The sequence below is a fragment of the Kerstersia gyiorum genome (assembly GCF_048595715.1).
GTDB classification, from domain to species: domain Bacteria; phylum Pseudomonadota; class Gammaproteobacteria; order Burkholderiales; family Burkholderiaceae_B; genus Kerstersia; species Kerstersia gyiorum.
The window spans coordinates 2040810-2062455 of sequence record NZ_CP169556.1 but is presented as its reverse complement, the minus strand read 5'-3'; the positions used below and the strand labels follow the sequence as shown (position 1 = coordinate 2062455).

The 21646-nt window shown below is 62.8% G+C and carries 22 protein-coding genes and 1 pseudogene; 20 read left to right on the top strand and 3 right to left on the bottom strand.

Translation table 11 applies throughout. The features are described from left to right. The first annotated feature begins 179 nt into the window (after positions 1–179). Positions 180–1232 (top strand): tRNA (adenosine(37)-N6)-threonylcarbamoyltransferase complex transferase subunit TsaD, encoded by a 1053-nt coding sequence (gene tsaD, locus ACEW7X_RS09135; protein WP_068370014.1) that lies wholly within the window; start codon positions 180–182, stop codon positions 1230–1232. A gap of 51 nt (positions 1233–1283) precedes the next feature. Here tsaD and plsY read toward each other — a convergent pair whose 3' ends face one another. After that, positions 1284–1991: a glycerol-3-phosphate 1-O-acyltransferase PlsY gene (gene plsY / locus ACEW7X_RS09130; protein ID WP_068369558.1), complete on the bottom strand. Its 708-nt coding sequence runs from the start codon at positions 1989–1991 to the stop codon at positions 1284–1286. A gap of 266 nt (positions 1992–2257) precedes the next feature. Between plsY and surE the strand changes: the two genes are divergently transcribed. From surE to ACEW7X_RS09100, 6 genes and pseudogenes are all read left to right on the top strand, one after another. Continuing rightward, positions 2258–2998 carry a 5'/3'-nucleotidase SurE gene (gene surE / locus ACEW7X_RS09125; protein ID WP_068369555.1) on the top strand — a complete coding sequence of 247 codons (741 nt, stop codon included), beginning with the start codon at positions 2258–2260 and terminating at the stop codon, positions 2996–2998. A gap of 7 nt (positions 2999–3005) precedes the next feature. Then, a complete protein-coding gene (locus ACEW7X_RS09120) occupies positions 3006–3830 on the top strand; it encodes a protein-L-isoaspartate(D-aspartate) O-methyltransferase (RefSeq protein ID WP_130487514.1) in 825 nt (274 codons plus the stop codon). A gap of 49 nt (positions 3831–3879) precedes the next feature. Beyond that, positions 3880–4743 (top strand): peptidoglycan DD-metalloendopeptidase family protein, encoded by an 864-nt coding sequence (locus ACEW7X_RS09115; RefSeq protein ID WP_068369551.1) that lies wholly within the window; start codon positions 3880–3882, stop codon positions 4741–4743. Continuing rightward, the gene (locus ACEW7X_RS09110; protein WP_068369550.1) at positions 4740–5528 is read left to right on the top strand and encodes a 3'-5' exonuclease; all 789 of its coding nucleotides are present in this window, start codon (positions 4740–4742) and stop codon (positions 5526–5528) included. The genes ACEW7X_RS09115 and ACEW7X_RS09110 overlap by 4 nt, the downstream gene beginning before the upstream one ends. A gap of 270 nt (positions 5529–5798) precedes the next feature. Continuing rightward, positions 5799–7097: pseudogene (rlmD, locus tag ACEW7X_RS09105) on the top strand (23S rRNA (uracil(1939)-C(5))-methyltransferase RlmD); the annotation flags it as partial. A gap of 151 nt (positions 7098–7248) precedes the next feature. Further along, complete coding sequence (locus ACEW7X_RS09100) at positions 7249–8220, top strand: DUF481 domain-containing protein (RefSeq protein WP_420177099.1); 972 nt, start codon at positions 7249–7251, stop codon at positions 8218–8220. 122 nt (positions 8221–8342) lie between these two features. Here the strand turns inward: ACEW7X_RS09100 and argH are convergent, their stop codons facing one another. Next, entirely contained in the window at positions 8343–9767 is a 1425-nt protein-coding gene (gene argH / locus ACEW7X_RS09095) for an argininosuccinate lyase (RefSeq protein WP_420177098.1), read from the bottom strand. Positions 9768–9831: 64 nt separating this feature from the next. Between argH and ACEW7X_RS09090 the strand changes: the two genes are divergently transcribed. From ACEW7X_RS09090 to ACEW7X_RS09030, 13 genes are all read left to right on the top strand, one after another. Further along, positions 9832–11127 carry a mechanosensitive ion channel family protein gene (locus ACEW7X_RS09090; protein WP_130487515.1) on the top strand — a complete coding sequence of 432 codons (1296 nt, stop codon included), beginning with the start codon at positions 9832–9834 and terminating at the stop codon, positions 11125–11127. A gap of 353 nt (positions 11128–11480) precedes the next feature. Next, complete coding sequence (locus ACEW7X_RS09085) at positions 11481–11978, top strand: cupin domain-containing protein (RefSeq protein WP_068369543.1); 498 nt, start codon at positions 11481–11483, stop codon at positions 11976–11978. Positions 11979–12104: 126 nt separating this feature from the next. Continuing rightward, complete coding sequence (locus ACEW7X_RS09080; RefSeq protein WP_068369540.1) at positions 12105–12419, top strand: NIPSNAP family protein; 315 nt, start codon at positions 12105–12107, stop codon at positions 12417–12419. A 10-nt stretch (positions 12420–12429) separates the two neighbouring features. Next, positions 12430–13371 carry a 3-hydroxyacyl-CoA dehydrogenase gene (locus tag ACEW7X_RS09075; protein WP_134838446.1) on the top strand — a complete coding sequence of 314 codons (942 nt, stop codon included), beginning with the start codon at positions 12430–12432 and terminating at the stop codon, positions 13369–13371. After that, complete coding sequence (locus ACEW7X_RS09070; RefSeq protein ID WP_068369530.1) at positions 13368–13889, top strand: TRAP transporter small permease; 522 nt, start codon at positions 13368–13370, stop codon at positions 13887–13889. The genes ACEW7X_RS09075 and ACEW7X_RS09070 overlap by 4 nt, the downstream gene beginning before the upstream one ends. A gap of 6 nt (positions 13890–13895) precedes the next feature. Next, the gene (locus ACEW7X_RS09065) at positions 13896–15164 is read left to right on the top strand and encodes a TRAP transporter large permease (protein ID WP_420177097.1); all 1269 of its coding nucleotides are present in this window, start codon (positions 13896–13898) and stop codon (positions 15162–15164) included. 35 nt (positions 15165–15199) lie between these two features. Further along, positions 15200–16183, top strand: a complete 984-nt coding sequence (locus ACEW7X_RS09060; protein ID WP_068369526.1) for a TRAP transporter substrate-binding protein — start codon at positions 15200–15202, stop codon at positions 16181–16183. Further along, positions 16183–16998 carry an alpha/beta fold hydrolase gene (locus ACEW7X_RS09055; protein ID WP_134838444.1) on the top strand — a complete coding sequence of 272 codons (816 nt, stop codon included), beginning with the start codon at positions 16183–16185 and terminating at the stop codon, positions 16996–16998. The genes ACEW7X_RS09060 and ACEW7X_RS09055 overlap by 1 nt, the downstream gene beginning before the upstream one ends. After that, a complete protein-coding gene (locus ACEW7X_RS09050; protein WP_068369518.1) occupies positions 16995–17795 on the top strand; it encodes an aspartate dehydrogenase in 801 nt (266 codons plus the stop codon). The genes ACEW7X_RS09055 and ACEW7X_RS09050 overlap by 4 nt, the downstream gene beginning before the upstream one ends. Positions 17796–17880: 85 nt before the next feature. After that, positions 17881–18642: an SDR family oxidoreductase gene (locus tag ACEW7X_RS09045; protein ID WP_068369515.1), complete on the top strand. Its 762-nt coding sequence runs from the start codon at positions 17881–17883 to the stop codon at positions 18640–18642. 39 nt (positions 18643–18681) lie between these two features. Further along, complete coding sequence (locus ACEW7X_RS09040; RefSeq protein ID WP_068369510.1) at positions 18682–19314, top strand: TetR/AcrR family transcriptional regulator; 633 nt, start codon at positions 18682–18684, stop codon at positions 19312–19314. A gap of 182 nt (positions 19315–19496) precedes the next feature. Further along, on the top strand, positions 19497–19835 hold the full coding sequence (locus ACEW7X_RS09035) for a P-II family nitrogen regulator (protein WP_068369505.1): 339 nt from the start codon (positions 19497–19499) through the stop codon (positions 19833–19835). A gap of 2 nt (positions 19836–19837) precedes the next feature. Further along, positions 19838–20593: a pseudouridine synthase gene (locus ACEW7X_RS09030; protein WP_068369504.1), complete on the top strand. Its 756-nt coding sequence runs from the start codon at positions 19838–19840 to the stop codon at positions 20591–20593. Positions 20594–20736: 143 nt separating this feature from the next. Here ACEW7X_RS09030 and ACEW7X_RS09025 read toward each other — a convergent pair whose 3' ends face one another. After that, a complete protein-coding gene (locus ACEW7X_RS09025) occupies positions 20737–21597 on the bottom strand; it encodes a 23S rRNA (adenine(2030)-N(6))-methyltransferase RlmJ (RefSeq protein WP_257740941.1) in 861 nt (286 codons plus the stop codon). Between the last annotated feature and the right edge of the window lie 49 nt (positions 21598–21646).

The window sequence follows — 21646 nt, the reverse complement described above, 5'->3', positions numbered from 1 at the left end:
TCCGGGGTTCGCATTGGCTTTTTGCAGGCCCAGGCCTGCGGCGGGCGCGGGAATGGGCCTGGCGTGCAATGGCCACGGCGGAAGTCCGCGCAGAAATTACCACTTTTCGCGGGGAAATGCAGCGTTTTCCGCCAGCGCCACTGCGAGAAACTCCGGGTTTGGATGTAAACTTCGGCCGCATGATCATCCTGGGATTCGAAAGCTCCTGCGACGAGACCGGCGTAGCCGTCGTCTGTACGGAGCGTGGGCTGTTGGCCCATGCATTGCACACACAAATCGCCATGCATGCCGATTATGGCGGCGTGGTGCCTGAACTTGCCTCGCGCGACCATATTCGCCGCGCCTTGCCCCTGACGACTGAAGTCCTGGCTCAGGCGGGCCTGGTGCTGGGTGACGTCGATGCCATCGCTTATACCGCCGGCCCTGGTCTGGCAGGCGCGCTGCTGGTGGGCGCCAGCGTGGCGCAATCCATGGCCTGGACGCTGGGCGTGCCGGCCATTCCTATTCATCACCTGGAAGGCCACTTGCTGTCGCCCAGGCTGGCCACGCCCCAGCCGGCGTTTCCTTTTGTCGCGCTGCTGGTCAGCGGCGGGCATACCCAGCTCATGCGTGTCGATGGTGTCGGGCGCTATGAATTGCTGGGTGAAACCCTGGACGATGCCGCTGGCGAAGCTTTTGACAAAAGTGCCAAACTGCTGGGCCTGGGTTATCCCGGCGGGCCGGCGCTATCGGCGCTGGCGGAACAGGGCGATGCCGACCGTTTCGAACTGCCACGCCCTATGCTGCATAGCGGCGACCTGGATTTCAGCTTCAGCGGCCTGAAGACCGCCGTGCTGACAAAAGTGAAGGCGGCCAATGCCAATGGTGCCATGGACGAGCAGACCCGCGCGGATCTGGCCGCTGCCACGCAGCGTGCGATTGTCGAGGTCTTGATTGCCAAGGCAGCGAAAGCCCTGCGCCAGACCGGGCTCAAGCGCCTGGTGGTGGCGGGGGGCGTTGGCGCCAATCGTCTGCTGCGCCAGAGGCTGGAAACCGCACTCAGGCCGCTCAAGGGCGAGGCGTTTTTCCCGCCACTGGCTTTGTGTACCGATAACGGCGCAATGATTGCCTTTGCGGCGGCCCAGCGCGTCCAGGCGGGGCTGTGGTCGCCAGAGGACGATCCCGCTACCAGTCTGCAGCATGCTTTTACGGTGCGCCCGCGCTGGGATCTGGCTGAGGTTTCCCGCGCCTAGCCATGGCTGTGCCGGGCGCTGCCGATAGCGGGCGCCTGGTGCTCTGGCAGATTAACGTTTGCGTTGCTTGCGGGCGTCGGTGTTGGGGTGCATTTTCCCGGAAAGCGAGGCATTGCCGCCATGCTGCGACTTTTTCTGGCCGATGCGGCTTTCCTTGCCTGCCAAGAGGCGTTCGATGTTGGCGCGGTGGCGGGTGAAGAGCAGCAGGCTCATGACGACGATGGCGGTACCGACTGCCATGCTTGAGCGCCAGGCAATGCCGGAACCGAGGATATAGAACAGCGGCGCGGCGGCGGCGGCAATCAGTGCAGCCAGCGAGGAATACCGCCAGATCAGCGCCGAGGCCAGCCAGGTGAGGGCCACCAGCAGCGCCAGCCAGGGCGCTAGACCCAGCAGCACACCCAAGGCCGTCGCCACGCCTTTGCCGCCCTTGAACCCCAGGAACAGGGGGAAGAGGTGGCCGAGGAAGACAGCAATGGCGGTCAGGGCCAGCACGCTGGTGCCCATGTCATATTCCGGCCCCCAGGTACGCAGCGTCCATACCGGCAGCCAGCCTTTGGCGGCATCGCCCAGCAAGGTCAGCGCTGCAGCCGTCTTGTTGCCGGTACGCAGGACATTGGTGGCGCCCGGGTTGCCCGACCCATACTGGCGCGGGTCCTGCAAGCCCATGATCTTGCTGACGATCACGGCAAAAGGCAGGGAGCCTATGAGATAGGCCAGGGGCACGATGATCCAGGGCAGCACGGCGTATTCGTTCATGGGGGAAATCTGGGCAAAAGGCAGTCAAGCGAGGCCGCCTATTGTAAGGTATGAGTCTGGCGATGCACGTATGCAATTGGCCGCGCGAGGGGGACAGACAGCCGGCCCTGCCGGGGTTGGTCCTCAGATAGTGCGCAGAATCTGGCTGTTTGACAATGTCGCGGTGGGCGGAAACGGTGCCGGCGGGTACAATCAGGCGCTGCCGGCCCGATGGGGATGAGTCTGAATCAGGCACGCCGGCAGCTTTACGAATGGACAGGAAAAATATGCGCATTTTGATTTCCAACGATGATGGTTACTCCGCTCCTGGACTGCAGGCGCTGGTTGATGCGCTGCATGGCCTGGGAGAGTTGACAGTCATCGCACCGGAAGCCAATCACAGCGGCGCATCCAATTCGCTGACCTTGTCCCGGCCACTGACCGTGCGCACCGCAAGCAATGGTTTTCTCTGCGTCAACGGTACGCCTTCCGATTGCGTGCATATCGCATTGACCGGCTTGCTCGACCAGATGCCGGATCTTGTCGTTTCGGGCATCAATAATGGCGCGAACATGGGGGACGACACCCTGTATTCGGGTACGGTGGCGGCGGCAATGGAAGGTTATCTGTTCGGCGTGCCCGCCATTGCCTTTTCGCTGGTGGAGAAGGGTTGGTCCAACCTGGACGCTGCCGCCGCCGTGGCGCGGCAGATCGTTGAACGCCAGGTGGCGCGCCCGCTGACGGCGCCGTCGCTGCTGAGCGTCAATATTCCGAACCTGCCGCTGCACGAAATCAAGCCACCGCGCGTGACGCGGCTCGGGCGTCGCCATCCTTCGTCGCCGGTCATCCGCTCGGCCAATCCGCAAGGTGAGGTCATCTACTGGATCGGTCCGTCTGGCGCCGCTGCCGATGCTGCGCCCGGCACGGATTTCCATGCCTTGTCCGAAGGCGCGGTGTCCGTGACGCCGCTGCAAACCGACCTGACCCATCACGGCCAGTTGCCGCGTTTGCACGATTGGCTGGCCTGAGCCACTTATGAGCAAGCAGCCTCCCGTCAACCCCGCTGATCCGCCGCCAGCGCGTCGCACCGGTATTTCCGCCGGCAGCAACGCGCTGCATGGTATTACGCCGGCAAACAGCAATACGCGGGTGTCGGCGGCGGTATTGCCGCCACGCAATAGTGCAGACGCGGGCGCGATTGGCAGGTCCGTGGGCAACCTTGGGCTCAATTCCGACCGCATGCGGGCCGCCATGGTGCAGCGCCTGGGCGCGCAGGGCATCACGGACGAAGCCGTGCTGCGTGCCATGAACGAAGTTCCGCGCCATCGCTTTGTGGACGAAGCCCTGGCAAGCCGGGCCTATGAGGATGCGGCGCTACCCATTGGTTTTGGCCAGACGATTTCGCAGCCGTGGGTCGTGGCGCATATGATTGCGCTGGGTATGGCGGACAAGGCGCCGCGTCGTGTGCTGGAAGTCGGTGCAGGTTGCGGCTACCAGGCCGCGGTCCTGTCGCGGTTGGTGCGCGAGGTGCATGCCATCGAGCGCATGCGCGGCCTGTATGATCTGGCCCGGGCCAATCTGGCCGACCCGATGTATCGCAATATTCGCCTGGTCTATGGCGACGGCATGGCGGGTTTGCCCAAAGCCGCGCCATTTGACATGATTATCGTTGCCGCAGCTGGGCTGTCTATTCCCGATGCCCTGTTGCAGCAATTGGCGCGTGGCGGCCGGCTGGTCGCCCCGGAAGGCGGCGCGCAGCAGCGCCTGGTGGTCATCGAGCGCACCGGCCCGCAGCAATGGCGGCGCCAGGAACTCGACGCGGTCCGTTTCGTTCCGCTCAAGCCCGGCATACAATCCTGATTATTGGCGCTTTGTGCAGAGCACAAGGCATGAACGTATTTTTATCGCTATGACGAATTTATCCTCGACGCGCAATTTCCGACTTCCCGTGCTGGCAGCCGCCCTGGTTCTGGCTGGCTGCGCTTCCCAGCAGCCAGCGCCTATCGTGGACGGCGCCGCGGCCAGGCCCGCGGCCGTCGACACGCCCGCACCGTCGGCCGGCATTCCCGGCGCGTCCTATACGGTGCAGCCGCGCGACACGCTGTACCAGATTGCCCGTAGCAACAATGTTTCGGTGGAAGATCTGCGCCGCTGGAACAACATCACCGACCCGACGCAACTGCGCATCGGCCAGGTGCTGCGCCTGTCTCCGGCCGGCAGCGCTGTCGCGGGCGGCGCTGCGTCGACGGGCACTGGCAGCACTCAGGTGGCAGCCATTGCCGACCCCAAGCCGGTGGCGGTGCAAACGCCCAAACCGGTGGAAACACCGGCTGCGACGCCTGCCACGGCAAAGCCGGGCAGCACCACTGCGCCGGATGAGAAGAGTGTCGTGCGTGCGGCTGACGCCAACCTGATCGACTGGGGCTGGCCGTCCAACGGCAAGCTGATCCAGGGCTTCAACTCCAATACCAAGGGTATAGACATCGACGGCCAGCCGGGCGATCCGGTCGCGGCTGCTGCTGCCGGCCAGGTCATGTATAGCGGCAATGGCGTGCGTGGCCTGGGCAACCTGATCATCATCAACCATACCGGCGGCTTCATTACCGCCTATGCGCATAACCGCAAGTTGCTGGTCAAGACCGGCGACAAGGTGACGCGCGGCCAGCGCATCGCTGAATTGGGCCAGACGGATACCACTTCGCCGCGCCTGCATTTCGAAGTGCGCCGCCAGGGAACGCCAGTTGATCCGCTCAAGTACCTGCCGCACCGATGACACCGACACTCGTCTTCGACCTTGAAACCCTGCCTGACGTCGAAGGGTTGCGGCGCCTGAACGGTTGGGGCGCGGACGTGTCCGACACCGAAGTCGCCGAGCGTGCCTTTGCGGCGCGGCGCGAAGCCACGGGCAGCGATTTCCTGCCGCTGCACCTGCAGCGCGTGGCAGTGATCGGCTGTACCTTCCGCGACGACAGCGGCTTTCGAGTGCGCACGCTGGGCAAGCCCGGTGATTCCGAAGCCTCGCTGATTGCCAGCTTTTTCAAGACCATAGAGCGCTATACGCCCACGCTGGTCAGCTGGAATGGTTCCGGCTTCGACCTGCCTGTGTTGCATTACCGCAGCCTCATCCATGGGTTGCAGGCGCCCCGGTACTGGGACATGGGCGAGGACGACCGGGATTTCCGCTTCAACAATTACATTTCCCGCTATCACCAGCGCCATACCGACCTCATGGACCTGCTGGCCAAGTACAACGGGCGCGCCAATGCTCCGCTGGATGAACTGGCCAAGCTGTGTGGCTTTCCCGGCAAGCTGGGCATGGATGGCAGCCAGGTCTGGCCCGCATGGCAGGCGGGCAAGGAAGATGAGGTCCGGGCCTACTGCGAGACTGACGTCGTCAATACCTGGCTGGTCTATTGCCGCTTCCGCATGCTGCGCGGCGAACTGGACCCGCAAAGCTATGAGGCCGAGGTCCAGCTGGTGCGCGATACCCTGGCGGCCAGCGGCGAACCGCACTGGCAGGAGTATCTGGCCGCCTGGGAGGCAGAGCGCGGCCTTTGAGCCTGCCTGCCCGATGGGCTTATTGCGAAGCAAGCAAAAGTAAACGCCGGCCAGTGCGCCGGCGTTGCTGATTCCGCTGCTGATGCTGCGTCGTGCCGTTCTGCGGGCAGGAAAATACCGTAGGACAGGCGCTGCGGATGGGCAGCAGTCGCAGTAAAACAGATTTATTTGGTCAAAAAACGAACATCTTGTGGTGCGGGCGAGACAATTTCTGGCGCCTGACCGTCAAGGATTGAAAACGAAATCGGGTGGCCTTTGGCCTGTTTCCCCATGCAAGAAACACTAGATATTGAATCGCTGGACATGGAGGCGCGCGGCGTCGCCCATCGTGAGGGCAAGGTCGTTTTCGTGGAGGGCGCGCTACCTGGCGAGCGCGTCGTGGCGCGGCCACTGAAAACCAGGCCGTCCTACGAAGTGGCTGAAGTCGAGCGCGTGCTCAGTGCGTCTACGCAGCGTGTGCTGCCCCGGTGCCGGCACTTTGGCGTCTGTGGCGGCTGTGCCATGCAGCACCTGGAGCCTGCGGCCCAGGTGGCCGTCAAGCAACGCGTACTCGAGGACGCTTTCGCGCATATCGGCAAGTTGAAGCCGGCCAGCATGCTGGCGCCTTTGCAGGGTCCGGCATGGGGTTACCGCTTCCGGGCGCGCTTGAGCGTGCGGGTGGTGCCCAGCCAGGGCGGGGTGTTGATCGGTTTTCGCGAACGCAAGAGCAGCTTTGTGGCCGATATCCGTGAGTGCCATGTTCTGCCTGCGCATGTGTCGCATCTGTTGGAGCCTTTGCATGTGCTGGTGGCTGGCTTGTCCGCCCCGGACCGCGTACCCCAGATTGAGCTGGCGGTCGGCGATCAGGTGACGGTGCTGGTCCTGCGCCACCTGACCCCTCTCAAGCGCCAGGACATCGAACTGTTGCGCGGGTTCGGCGAACAGCATGGCATTTCCTGGTGGCTGCAGCCTGGCGGTCCGGAGACCGCACATCCCCTGGTGCGGGGCGATGACGCCCGGTTGGCCTATCTCTTGCCGGCCTATGGCCTGCGCATGCCGTATCGCCCCACGGACTTCACCCAGGTCAACCATGCGCTCAACCGGGTGCTGGTCGTGCGGGCCTTGACGCTGCTGCAATGCCAGCCCCAGGACAGAGTGGCGGATCTCTTCTGTGGGCTGGGCAATTTCAGCCTGCCGCTGGCAAGCTGTAGCCGCGAAGTCGTAGGCGTGGAGGGCAGTTCCGCCCTGACCGAGCGTGCCCGTCTGGCGGCAGCACAGCATGGCCTGGCTGACAAAGCCCATTTCCAGACACTCAACCTGTTCGACATCGACGTGCACTGGTTGCGTTCACTGGGGTATTTCGATCGCATGCTGATAGACCCGCCGCGCGATGGCGCCCAGGCGCTGGCCGAAGCGCTGACGGCCTTGCTGCCGGCGGAACGGCCCCTTCGCATCGTCTATGTTTCCTGTAACCCGGCCACCCTGGCCAGGGACGTGGCCATCATGACACGCAAGGGTGGCTATCGCCTGGAGCAGGCAGGCGTCATCAATATGTTTCCTCACACTGCCCATGTGGAGTCCATCGCAGTGCTATCCTGACGCCTTTTGATCCTGCCGCCGGCCGCTGCGGCCGCTTGCAGGGCTATGTTTCATAAGGAATCTGCTTGTGGATGTCGCCGCCATCGGGGCCAACGTTTGTATGCGCGGCAGCGCCGCATTATTCCTGGGCCTGGCGTGCACCGTGAGCGCCGCCGATACGGTGCTCCTGGATAATGGCGATCGTCTGAGCGGCACGGTGCAATTGCTGGATGCCGGTACCTTGCTGCTGAAGACCAGCTACGCAGGGGAAATTCGCATCGGCTGGAAGCATGTGGTGCAGATAGAAACCGACGATCCGCTGGTGCTGCGGGCTCCGGGCCTGCCTGACGGCTACCAGGCTCGTCTGGTGGCCACACAGGGGCAGGGTGTGGTGCAGGTCGTGCCGGCGCCAGGCGAAGCTGCTGTTGCACCCTTGGCCATGGCCCAGGTGGAGCGCCTGGTACGGCCGCATCCTGTGCTGCGGGACTGGGTCTTCCAGGGCAGCCTGGACCTGGCGCTGGATGCCAACCATGCGGCCAGCAGCAATGAAAACTGGGCGGTCACGCTGCAATCGACCTGGCGCCGCTACAACTGGCGCCACGGCCTGAAGGCCGATTACACCCGCAAGTCGCAGGACAGCGTGGTGGGTACCCACAACTACATGGCCCTGTATACCGTGGACCGCTTCGTGACGGAAAAACTCTTCGTCCAGGGCAGGTTGCGCTATCGCCATGATTTCATCGACGACCCGGCACGCGACCAGAGCATAGCCGTCGGTCCCGGCTACCAGTTCTGGGACAATGAGCTGGGCGCTTTGTCGGTGTCGGCGCTGGCCAGCCATACACGCTACCGCTACCATGACGCAGCGCGCATCCATTTCCAGTCGCTGGGCGTCAGCTGGGACTATTCGCGCTATTTCGGCGGCAAGCAGTGGCAATTGTTTTCGCATGGCGAGGTTTACCAGGCCCTGAGCAACGACGCCGAGCAGAACATGGATATGTCGCTGGGCATGCGCTATAGCCTGACTCAATGGCTGTCGCTGTATGCCAAGGCCAGCTATACCAATGTTACGGCCAAGGGGCAGGACAATAGCAGCGAACGCAAGTATTCCGTGGGGTTGAGTACGCGCTGGTGATCGGGTTGGCGAAACAGCCCGATCATCCGTCCCGACGATAAGGCCAGCCCGCAAACGCCCAGTCCGCAAACAGAAACGCCGGCCATGAAACATCAGGCCGGCGTTGTCGGGAGCGGGGCAACTCAGGCTGCCTGGCCCAGTTGGTCAATGAGGCGCTGGGCTTCGATGCGCACGCGTTCCGGCGCAGTGCCGCCGATATGCGAGCGGGAAGCCACCGAGCCTTCCAGTGTCAGGACGTGGTGCACGTCTTCCTGGATGTCGGGGTGGAAGGCACGCAGTTCTTCCAGCGTCAGGTCCGACAGGTCGCAGCCACGTTCTTCGCAGGCGCGCACGGCCAGCGCCACGGTCTCGTGGGCATCGCGGAAGGGCAGGCCGCGCTTGACCAGGTAGTCTGCCAGGTCGGTGGCAGTGGCATAGCCTTGCAGTGCGGCGGCGCGCATGGCATCGGCCTTGACGCGGATGCCGCCCACCATGTCGACGAAGATGGTCAACGTGTCACGCAGCGTATCCGCCGTGTCGAACAGGCCTTCCTTGTCTTCCTGGTTGTCCTTGTTGTAGGTCAGCGGCTGGCCTTTCATCAGGGTCAGCAGTGCAATCAGGTTGCCGTTGACACGGCCGGCCTTGCCACGTGCCAGTTCCGGGACGTCCGGGTTTTTCTTCTGCGGCATGATGGAACTGCCGGTGCAGAAACGGTCAGCCAGGTCGATGAAGCCCACGCGCGGGCTCATCCACAGCACCAATTCTTCCGACAGGCGCGAGAAGTGCGTCATGATCAGCGAGCCGGCGGCGCAGAACTCGATGGCGAAATCGCGGTCGGAAACGGCGTCCAGCGAATTGCGGGCGACTTCGTCGAAGCCCAGCGTGCTGGCCACGCGTTCGCGGTCGATGGGGTAGCTGGTGCCGGCCAGGGCGGCAGCGCCCAGCGGCAGGCGGTTGACGCGGCGGCGGGTGTCGACCAGGCGCTCGGCATCACGGCCGAACATCTCGGCATAGGCCAGCAGGTGATGGCCGAAAGTGACGGGTTGGGCGACTTGCAGGTGGGTGAAGCCGGGCATGATGGTGCCGGCATGTTCCAGCGCCAGTTGCGCCAGCGCCAGGCGCAGCTGGCCCAGCAGATCGACCAGGATGTCGATTTCGCCGCGCAGCCAGAGGCGGATGTCGGTGGCGACCTGGTCATTGCGGGAGCGGCCGGTATGCAGGCGCTTGCCGGCATCGCCGACCAGCTCCACCAGGCGCTTTTCGATATTGAGGTGGACGTCTTCGAGGTCCAGCGACCATTCGAACTTGCCGGCTTCGATTTCGGTCAGTACCTGGGCCATGCCGCGCTGGATGTCGGCGTAGTCCTGGGCGCTGATGACGCCGACGGCGGACAGCATTTCGGCATGGGCCAGCGAGCCCTGGATATCGACATGCGCCAGGCGCTTATCGAAATCGACGGAGGCCGTGTAGCGCTTGACCAGATCGGAAACGGGTTCGGAGAAACGCGCCGACCAGGCCTTGGCCTTGTTGGCGAATTGATTGTGATGGGATGATGTGGTGTCTGACATGATGGCCGAATTATAAGATGCGCGATAATGCCGCAACCTCAATTGTCCCGAATAACTGGAAGCAATGGTAGAGCTGGTTCATTTTTATCAATCCTTGCTGGATACCTGGATGCCCAAAAGCGAATGGGCCCAGACCTTGTTCGGCCTGTGCGTGCTGGTCGTCGTGGCCTTGCTGGCGCAGGTCGTCATTGCGCATGTCGTGCTGAGGATCATCCGTCGCCTGCTGCATGTGAGCGGAAGGGAAAACTGGGACGAGGCGCTGCGCCGCCGCGGCGCCTATCGCAATCTCTGGCGTTCGGTGCCGCCGCTGGTGGTGTCGGTCAATGCGGATGTGGTGCCACACTTCGAGCGTATGGCAGGGCCGGTCAGTCGTCTGGCGCTGATTCTGGCGATTGTTTTCTTCTTCCAGGCGCTGCGCAATTTTCTCAGCGCGCTGCAGGATACCTACGCCGCCACCACACGGGCGCAGACCCGTTCGATCAAGGGCTATATCGAGCTGGGCAAGATCGCCTTGCTGGCCATTTGTTTCGTACTGGTGATATCCATCCTGGTGAACCGGTCGCCCGTCATCCTGATTTCCGGTCTGGGTGCGCTGTCTGCCGTGCTGCTGTTGGTGTTCAAGGACACCTTGCTGTCGCTGGTGGCAAGCACCCAGCTGACCAGCAACGACATGCTGCGCATTGGCGACTGGATCGAAATGCCGCAGGCCGGGGCCGATGGCTTTGTCATCGACATCGCGCTGCATACGGTCAAGGTGCAGAACTGGGACAAGACTGTCACCACCATTCCGACCTACAAGCTGTTTTCTGAAAGCTACCGCAATTGGCGCCAGATGTTCGAGTCCGGCGGCCGACGCATCAAGCGTACCTTGCGCATCAACGCCAGCAGTGTGCGCTTCCTGTCCGACGAGGAGCACCATCGCTTCCAGTCCTTCAATCTGCTGAAGGACTACCTGAAGGAAAAGGACAAGGAAATCAGCCGCTTCAACGAGCAGCTGGAAGAGGGAAGCGGCAATGCCGTCAACCGGCGCCGCCTGACCAACCTGGGGACTTTCCGGGCGTATGCCAAGGCCTACATCCAGGCCAACAAGGAAATCCGCAAGGACATGCTGTTGCTGGTACGCATGATGGAGCCCACGGCGGAAGGCATTCCGGTCGAGGTGTATTGCTTTACCAACAATACCGCCTGGGTGGAGTACGAGCGTATCCAGGGGGATATTTTCGATCACTTGCTGGCGATCCTCCCGGAATTCGACCTGCAGCTTTACCAGGCCCCGTCGGGCGCCGACCTGCTGCAACTGGGGCCGCGCGAGGCTGCCCGTGCGGCGGCCATGGCGGCCGCTAACCGAGGGACGTCCTGAGCGTTGGCGAGCCCGGAAATATTTTGAATCATTTGGTTTCAAAATAGTTATAAAAATTCTGCAGGCCCTGATGCCCCGAAGTGGTGCGGTTTCTGGAAAGACCGCACCACTTCGGGGCTTTTTACTTACATGCTTGTTAGTTTATGACCCTAGGGAAAGTCCTGATTTTTCCTGGGTCCGGCGTCAACGCGCGTGATTTTGGGCCAAGATGCAGGCGAAATGCAGCTCTCCCTCTCGTTTTCATGCACCAAAATGGCTGACATGAATGTCAGTTCTTGGGGTTGGCACTAGGTTTTCCTGAGGTGGTTTTTCACTGATACTGACATCAATGTCAGTTTTTATCAGGAAGAACCATGGAAGAGAAATCACGCGGGCGCTATGTCGTCATCGGTCCGGAAGATGGAAGCAGCTATTGGCAGCCCAAACCGGCTAACGGTTATGTCAGAACCCTGCTCAACAGCGATGCAGCGGGTTCAGCCATGCCATTCTGTGCCGGCACCCAGACCATAGACCCCGGTTGCTTCGTGCGCGAGCACTGCCACGACGCCCATGAGGAAATCATCTACATCTACGAAGGCGAAGGCGTGGCCCAGCTGGAGGGCGAGGAAATTGCCCTGGCCCCCGGCGCCTGCCTGTTCCTGGGCAAGAACCGCAAGCATCGGTTCGTCAATACAGGTACCGGCCCGCTGTCCTTCTTCTGGACCTTGATGCCAGGTGGACTGGATGGATTCTTCCGCCAGATCGGCCGCGAACGCCAGGCGGGGGAGCCGCAGCCCGAGCCATTCGAGCGGCCCGCCGATATTGCAGCCATCGAAGCCAGCACGGTATTCGGCTGGACCCAGAAAGCCTGAGCACGAGCCTGGACGCAAGCCCCGGCCTTCGGGCCGAAGTCCTTCACCCAGCCGACATCAGCCACGCCTGTAGCGCGGCGGCAGCCTGCCTGTAGCGGGCGCATCCGAAAACGAGAGGAATCAAGCATGTTCATCGAAGAACGAGACTACTGCATCAAGCCCGGCCTGGCCGGCAAGTTCGTGGCGCTGTACGAAGCTCACGGGCTGGCCTTGCAGAAACAGTACCTGGGGCGTTTCCTGGGGTATTTCATTACCGATATCGGCGAACTCAATCGGGTCGTGGCGCTGTGGGGCTACGACAGCCTGGATGCACGGGATGAGGCGCGCAGCCGCATGATGGCTGACCCCGCCTGGCAGAGCTATCTGGACAAAGTGCTGCCGCTCATAGATTCGCAACAGACCCGCATCATGAAGCCGGTCTCCTTTTCACCCATCCAGTAAAGCAGGCAGCATGAAACAGATAGCGGTAATCGGCAGCGGCATCATCGGCACATCCTGGGCAGTGGTGTTTGCCCGGGCGGGGTGCCAGGTGCGTCTGTATGACGGTGAGGCGGCCCAGCGGGAGCGTGCGGCAGCGGGGCTGCAAGAAGCCGTGCAGTCCAGTGCGGCCTTGCTGCGCGAGGGCGACGACGTGGCGGACGTGCTGGCTCGAGTGCGGCAGGAAACCTCGCTGGAAGCAGCGCTGGCCGGGGCGGACTATGTGCAGGAAGCGATATCGGAGCAGTTGCCGGCCAAGCGCGAACTGTTTGCCGCCATGGATGCGCAACTGCCCGCACATGTCATCCTGGCCAGTTCCAGTTCGACCTATGGCGTTTCGCGTTTTGCCGACGACTTGCCCGGACGCGCACGCTGCCTGGTGGTCCACCCCATGACGCCTCCGCACCTGATGCCCGTGGTGGAAATCGCTCCGGCACCATGGACCGATGCCGAGGTCACTCGGCAAGCCTTCGAGTTCATGGGCGAGCTGGGCCAGGTGCCGGTGCGCATCAACAAGGAAATCAGCGGCTTCGTGCTCAACCGTCTGCAGGGCGCGCTGCTGGCGGAGATGTTCCAGGTGATTGCCGATGGCGTGATCTCGGCCCGCGATGCAGACCTGCTGCTGAGCCAGGGGCTGGGGCTGCGTTGGGCGACCGTCGGTCCGCTGGAAGGTGTGGACTTGAATGCGCCTGGTGGCATTGCCGATTACCTGGGGCGCTATGGCCATATTTTCAACGGCATGGCTGCCGAGAAAGGTTTGCCCGCCCCGGTGGATGAGGCGTTGACCGCCAGGCTGGATGCAGAAATGCGCGCGTCGCTGGCGCTGGACGGGCTGGCGCGCAAGAGGAACTGGCGCGACCTTGCCGTGGTGCAGGTGCGCCAGGCGATGCAGCCCTTGTATGGGGAAAAACCATGAAATGGATACACCGTTTTGACCGTCTGAACCAGGCCATTTGCTGGTTGCTGGGCACGCTGATGCTGGTGATGGTGCTTTGCACGCTGTGGCAGGTGGTGGTGCGTTTCCTGCTGACCTCGCTGGGCCTGAATATTTCCGCGCCCTGGACCGAGGAAGTATCGCGCTACGCCATGATCTGGATCATTTTCCTGGGCGCGGGCGTGGCTTGCCGTCAGGCGCAGCTGATTTCGCTGGAAATCGTCGTGATGCGGCTGCCGCCGGCCTGGGGCAGGGGGGTGCGCTACATCGCGCTGCTGGGTTGTCTGGCCTTTTTCTGCCTGATGTTCGTGCTGGGCATGGAATTCATGGAATTCGGCGCGATCGAGACCAGTCCGGTGTTGTCCCTGCCCAAAACCTGGATCTACGTGGCGATGCCGGCGGGGTTTGCGCTGATGTTCGCCAATACCGTGGCCTTGTTGTTGAACTGCTGGCTGGTACAGGGCGATATCCGCCATGCAGGCCAGACCCCGACGGAGTAAGCCATCATGTTATCTGCCGTATTCATTCTGCTGATGCTCTTCGCCATCAGCATCCCTGTGGCGCTCAGCCTGGGTATTGCACCGTTGCCGGCGCTGATGGACAAGGGCATTCCGCTCGTTGCTGTGCCGCAGACCATGTTCGAGGCCATGGATTCGTTTGCCCTGATGGCGGTTCCGTTCTTCGTGCTGGCGGGGCGTCTGATGCAGACCGGCGGCATCGCCCGGCGCCTGATCGACCTGGGCCTGGCGCTGATCGGCTGGGTCAAGGGCGGCCTGGGCGGCGCGGCCGTGCTGACTACGATGTTCTTTTCCACGATCTGCGGCTCGTCCTCGGCGACGACCGCAGCCATCGGCTCGGTGATGATCCCGGAAATGGAGCGCAAGGGCTATCCACGGCCGTTCGCCGCCTCGGTGATCGCCTCCAGTGGCGAGCTGGGAGTGATCCTGCCCCCTTCGGTCCCCATGATCATTTATGCCATGCTGACCGGGACTTCCGTGGCCTCGCTGTTCGTGGGTGGCATCCTGCCCGGGCTGCTGATTGCCTCGTCGCTGATTATCACCATCCTGATTCTGTCGCGCATCCATGGCTATGGCGAAGCCGCCAGCGTCACGCCTGGCGAATGGCTGCGTGGTGTCTGGCGTGCCCTGTGCCAGGCGAGCCTGTCGCTGCTGATGCCGGTCATTATCCTGGGGGGCATCTATGGCGGTTTCTTCACGGCAACCGAAGCCGCCGTCGTGGCCGTGGCCTATGCCTTTCTCCTGGGGGTATTCGTCTACCGCGAAATTTCGCTGAAAGAACTGCCGGCGATTCTCTGGAGCTCGGCGGTGACCTCGGCCATTGTGCTGCTGATTGTCGGCTTTGCCTCTGTGTTCGCCTATGTGCTGTCGCTCTATCAGGCGCCGCAACAGGTCGCGCGCATGTTGCTGGGCGTGTCCGACAACCCGCTGGTCTTCCTGCTGCTGGTCAATATCGCACTACTGGTGATCGGCCTGTTCATGGAAACCTTCGCGGCCATTCTGATCCTGGCTCCGGTGCTGGCGCCGGTGGCGATCAGCCTGGGCATAGACCCGGTGCACTTCGGCGTGATCGTCATCGTCAATCTGGCCATTGGCATGGTGACGCCGCCGGTCGGGGTGAACCTGTTCCTGGTGTGCGGCATCGCCAAAGTCACCATGGAACGCCTGATGCGGCCGCTGTCGATATTCCTGGCCGTGCTGCTGTGCGATCTCATGATCATTACCTACGTACCGGTGCTCTGGCCGGCGCTGTTCTGAGTTTCCACCAACTACTTCCTTCAGGAAGGATCATCATGAAAACACTGAAAACCTTGTTGGCAGGTGCTGTATTCGCTGCAGCGTCCATGTCCGCCCATGCGGAAGACCCGATCCAGATCAATATCGGCCATGCCCTGGGCGAAACCAGTAGCTACCAGATCGCCGGCCTGCATTTTGCAGACCTGATGGATAAAAAAACCAATGGCCGCGTCAAGGTTACCCTGTTCCCCTCGGGCAGTCTGGGCGGCGAGCTCAAGCTGGTGCAGGGTGTGCGTACCGGCGTGGTGGATGCGCTGATCGTGGGCCAGCCGTCGCTGGAGAATACCGTCAAGGAATACCGCGTGCTGTCTTTGCCCTACCTGTTCGATGATTACGAGCAGGCCAACCAGATCATGCAGGGGCCGGTGGGTGACGAGCTGCTGGACGTGCTGTCCAAGTACAACATGAAGGGCCTGGGCTGGGGGGCGATCTACGCACGCAGTCTGGCGTCCATGAAACCGGTGGACAACCTGGACGGCATGAAAGGCCTGAAGGTACGTGTGATCCAGTCACCGGGTTACGTGGAAGCCTATCGCTCACTGGGGGCGCAGCCAACGCCCACGGCATACGCGGAACTGTTCCTCAGCCTGCAGAACGGCGTGGTGGATGCCGCCGAACTCAGCCCGGACCAGACCGTGGGTGACGGCTTTGTCGATGCCATCAAGCATTACTCCGTGACGGCGGTGCACCAGCTGCCCAGCCTGTTCATCATTTCCAAGAACAAGTTCGAGAAGCTGCCCACGGACATCCAGGACGCGATCGAGGAAGCAGGCAAGGAAGCCATGGGTGTGGCCGTGGCTTATCAGAACGACCAGATCGTCAAGGCTTTCGAAACGCTCAAGGCGCGTGGCGTCGTCATCCACGAGCCTGACCAGGCGCCCTTCCGTGCAGCAGCGCGTGCGTCCTGGCCCCGCATTACCAGCGAAGCGCCTGGCGGCGAAGAGTTTGTCGCCAAGATCGAGGCAGCGAAGGCGCAGTGATGACGGCTTCTGCATCCAAGCAAACATTCAGGGTGCAGCTGCCCGACGGCGCGGTGCTGTCGGGCAGCAGTACGGGCGAAGGTTCGCCCGTACTGCTGCTCAGCGGCCTGGGTGGCAGCGAGGCCTTCTGGCAGGACGTGCGGCAGGGCCTGCCGGGCTACCGCTGCATTGCCTTTGACCAGCGCGGCATAGGCGCCTCCACGCGAGGCAGCGCCGTGGTGACGGTGGCGCAGCTGGCACAGGATTGCCTGGCGGTGCTGGATGCCCTGGGCGTCGGGCCCGTGCATGCGGTCGGACACTCTACAGGCGGCTGCATCGTGCAGGAAATGGCGCTGATGCAGCCGGATCGCTTGCACTCGTTGTTCCTGGGGGGTACCTGGGCCGGGCCCGACGAGTACATGGCAGCGCTGTTCTCGCTGCGCGATGAAATCCTGCAGCGCTCGCCAGAATGCTACGAGCGTTTGGGGCTGCTGTTGTCCTACCCGGCGCAATGGCTGCGTGAGCATCCTGAAAAACTGGCGGCGGCCGCGCAGGTGTCCTGGACGCCGGCGCGTGTCGCTGTCGTGCGCGAGCGCATTGCCGCCTTGCTGGCGCACGACCGGCGCGGGCAACTGCAGGCCGTGCGTTCGCCCTGCCTGGTGGTGGGAGCGGCGGATGATCAGGTGGTGCCGCTGCATTTGCAGCGCGAACTGGCTCGCCTGCTGCCGGCCGCCCGGCTGGAAGTCCTGGAGACGGGCGCTCATTTCTTTCCAGTCGCGCGTCGCCTGAAGTACCTGGAAATCCTTCAATCCTGGCTCGGAGGGCAGGACTCATGACATATCGCATTGCATTCATCGGCATGGGCACGATCGCCCAGGACGTTGCCCGGACCTTGCTGCGCGGCGAGCGTGGCGCCGGTTTCGAACTGGGTGCGCTGAGCCGTTCACAACCGCCTGGAGGCGAGCTGGACATACTCACCTGTTTTGCCGGACTGGAGAGCCTGCTGGCCTGGCGCCCGGACCTGGTGATAGAGGCCGCGAGCCAGCAAGCTGTCTGGGAACTGGTGCCAGCCTGCCTGCGCGCCGGCATTCCGGTGCTGGTCACTTCGGTGGGGGCGTTGGCGGATACTGAAAAATTCCTTGCGCTGCAGCAGGCAGCAGCGCAAGGAGGCGTGGCTCTGCGCGTACCTGCCGGTGCGGTGGCGTCGCTGGATTACCTGCAGGCGCTACGAGGCGTGGAGGGCGTGAAAGTCGTGTATGAGTCGCGCAAGCCCGTCGATGCCTGGCTCGACGAACTCGCGCTGCGGGGCGTGGCGCCTGACGCTTTGCAGGAGCCGCTGGAACTGTTCCGTGGCAATGCGCGCGACGCGGCCTTGCGCTACCCCAAGAACCTGAATGTCGCGGCAACGGTGGCGCTGGCGTGCACCGGCATGGAAGCGACCGAAGTCAGCGTCGTGGTAGACCCCGCCGCCACCGGCAATACCCACACGATCTGCGTGAACAGTCCAATGGGAGAGCTGCGCACGACGTTGAAAAACGAACCGTCACCGACCAACCCCAAGACTTCCTGGGTGGTGGCGCAGAGCATCGTCAGTGCGGTAGAGCGCCAGTTCGCCAGTTTTGTCGTGGCATGACAGCGCCCCATGGCGGTGGGAGGACTGTTGCCGGAACCTCTGGCGGCAATCAATAGTCGGGCCTTCCGGGCCCAGGGAACAGAACATGAAGCTGCAAGGAAAAATCATCATCGTGACCGGCGCCGGTTCCGGTATTGGCGAGGCGTCGGCAGGCCTGATGGCTGAGGAAGGTGCGCACTTGTGCGTGGTTGACCGCAGTGCGGCGGCAGCGCAACGCGTGGCGGCAGCGATCCGGGAAGCTGGCGGCAGCGCTGATGCCTGGGAAGTCGATGTGGCGCAAGCGGAACAAGTCCGCCAGGCCTGGGAGCGGATCGTGGCACAACATGGCCGCATGGATGTGCTGGTCAATAACGCGGGCTATGGCATGGCGGGTACAGTCGCGGATACCAGCCTGGACGATTGGACGGCGTTGATGCGCGTGAACGTGGATGGCGTATTCCATGGTTGTAAGTATGCCGTGCCTGTCATGCAGAGGCAGGGGGGCGGAGTGATCGTGAATACCGCGTCCGTCGCCGCCATGGTCGGCTTGCGCCAGCGCGCGGCCTATTGCGCCTCCAAGGGTGCGGTGACGGCATTGACGCGCGCCATGGCAGTTGATCACGCCGCAGACGGTATACGGGTCAACTGCGTGGCGCCGGGCACGATCGAATCGCCGTACTTTGAACAGATCTTCGCGCAGGCCGAAGACCCGGCCGCCTTGCGCCGTTCGCTGGAACAGCGACAGTTGCTGGGTCGGCTGGGGCAGCCCGGCGAGGTGGCACGGGCGATCCTGTTTCTTGCCTGCGATGATGCTGCCTTCGCCACGGGCAGCACGCTGGTGCTCGATGGCGGGCTCAGCGCCGCTTGATAAAATGTGGATGAATGCTTAGAGAGAGACAAAACACGCATGACAAACGCAAACGATAAGCTGGCACAACTGAGCATGCGTGAGAAGATCAAGGAGGTGGCGACGGACCTGCTCATCATGCATGGCTGTCCGGGGCTGCGCTTTCAGCAGATCGCGGAAATCCTCGAATGTACGCGTGGCAATATCCACTATCACTACCGCCACAAGCATCTGCTGGTGGAGGAAGTGACGGTCGAATATTGCCAGCGCACCATTGGCCATTTCGATCAGATCTGGAGCTCCGACTTTTCGCTCAAGGAAAAAATCCGGCAAAGTATGCAGTTCAACCAGATGCGCTACCTGAAGCGCAATCCCCAGGGCAATACCAACAATCCCTGGAGTCTGATCGCGCGCATGCGTCTGGAGCGTGACATCATCACACCGGTGGCCAGGGAGGCGGTTGCGCGTTATTCCATGGAGCTGCAGCGCTGTGTCATCGGCGGTATGCGGCGCTCTATCGAACGCGGCGAGTTGCGTCCCGATACGCCGGTCGAGCTGGTCTCGCTGCCGCTGATCGAACTGGCCAACAGCGCCGACCCCATTACCCGGGACGCGGGTCAATTTGACCGCCTGAAGCAGATGTACGAGGCATTCGATTGCCTGATCCACGAGGCCTACGGCGTGCGATCCTAGCGCCGGGCGCAGCCCGGCCGTTGTATCAGCACATCATCGGAGCGGGTGGTCTGGCGGTCGGGGCAGTGCTTTCCGCCGCCGCATCCGTGCAATAATTCCAACTTATGGGCTGGCGTCGGGCGCGCGCCGCCGATTTTTCTCCGCCATCGCCGCCATTGCCTTTTGTCCCGGATAAACCAGCCGTGAAGCAAGTCACCGCCATCATCAAACCATTCAAGCTAGACGAAGTCCGCGAAGCCCTGGCCGAAGTCGGCGTCAACGGGCTGACCGTGACGGAGGTCAAGGGCTTTGGTCGCCAGAAAGGGCATACCGAGCTTTATCGTGGCGCGGAATACGTTGTCGATTTCCTGCCCAAAATCCGCGTGGACATCGTTTTGCCTGCGGAGCGGGTCGATGCGGCCATCGAAGCCATCCTGAAAGTCGCCCGCACCGGCAAGATCGGCGATGGCAAGATATTCGTCACGCCGGTAGAACAGGCCATCCGCATCCGGACCGGCGAAAGCGGCATCGACGCGTTGTGAGCATGCGTCAGTCCCAGGAAGCCGCAGGGCAGGAGAAGGTCAGGATTTCCAAGTTGTTGGCCGAGCGCGGCATCTGTTCGCGCCGTGAAGCCGATAGCTACATAGAGAAAGGCTGGGTCAAGGTCGATGGGCAGGTAGCGCAGTTGGGCGACAAGGCCTGGCCGCACCAGTCCATCACGTTGGAACGCGCGGCCCAATCCACGCAGACCAGCCGGGTTACCATCATTCTGCACAAGCCAGTCGGTTATGTGTCCGGCCAGGCAGAAAAAGGCTACCGGCCAGCTGCGACGCTGGTGCAGGCCCAGACGCGTTGGCGCGGCGATACCGGTCCGCAGCGCTTCCTGCCTGGCCATGTGCGCGGGCTGGCGGCGGCCGGGCGGCTGGATATTGATTCCACCGGCTTGCTGGTGCTGACCCAGGATGGCCGTGTGGCGCGCCACCTGATCGGCGAAGATTCCGATGTCGACAAGGAATACCTGGTGCGCGTGGCCGGACGCCTGAGCGAAGGCGGGCTGGCGCTGCTGAACCACGGCCTGTCGCTGGATGGGCAAAAGCTGCGTCCGGCGCAGGTGACCTGGCAAAACGAAGACCAATTGCGCTTTGTCCTGCGCGAAGGCCGCAAACGGCAAATCCGCCGCATGTGCGAACTGGTCGGGTTGAAGGTCATCGGACTCAAGCGTGTTCGTATCGGCAAGGTACGGCTGGGCGATCTGCCCGTCGGACAGTGGCGCTACCTGAAACCCGGCGAACGTTTCTGAGCGGGCGTGCCAGGACGGCAGCCAGATCCCTGGGCAGCCTGCACGCGGGGCAGGCGCCCTGCTGGGGCTGGCGTGACGGCGGCAGGCGCCGCAAGCCAGGCCGGAGCGTGAGCGCTGCCCGGCTCGCGGCCGTATGGCGGAAATTATTCCTGCTGGAAATCCAGGGTATAGCCGGCCTTGCCGTCCAGCGCCAGCTGGCGCGCCATCCAGGGCAGGGCGTCCTTGAGCGCCGCCGCCAGGTTCCAGGGCTGGTTGATGAGGAACATGCCGCTGCCATGCAGGCCTCGGCCGTCGGGCGCCGGTGAGCGTACCGTCAGGGTGGCGTTGAGCCAGTTGCGCACGGGCAGGCGCTGCAGCCTGCGGGGCAGTTCCTGGGCTTCGACCCGCGACACGATGGGATACCAGACCGCGATGGTGCCGGGCGCATAACGCTTGATGGCATCGTTGACCGCAGTCACGACCTTGCGGTAATCCGTCTTGTCTTCGTAGGGTGGGTCGATCAACACCAGGCTGCGGCGGCTGGGAACCGGGAGCAGGGCTTTCACGCCTTCGAAGCCGTCCTGGTTGAAAATCGTGGTCTGGCGCATGGCCCTGCGGCCGCTTTCTTCCAGGTTCGCCACCAGCACGTCCACTTCATTCGGATGCAGTTCGAACAGACGCAGGCGGTCCGAGGCGCGCAAGCGCGAGAGCGTCACCCAGGGGGAACCGGGATAGTGGCGCAGGAAACCATCCTCATTGAAGCTGCGGATCAGCTCGCGGTAATTGTCCACCAGCTCGGGCATGGGGCCCTGGTGCGACCAGACGCGGCCGATACCGTCTTCAAATTCCCCGCGTTTGTTGGCCCAGTCGCCATCCAGCGCGTAGAGTCCGGCGCCGGCATGGGTGTCTATCACCCAGAACGGTGTCTCTTTGCGGGCGAAATACTCGACGGTATGCAACAGGATGGAATGCTTGAGAACGTCGGCATGGTTGCCGGCATGAAAAGCGTGGCGATAACTGAACAAGGCGGGCCTTTGGCAAAGTGGGTCCGGCGTTGCAAGCGGACGCTCTGTG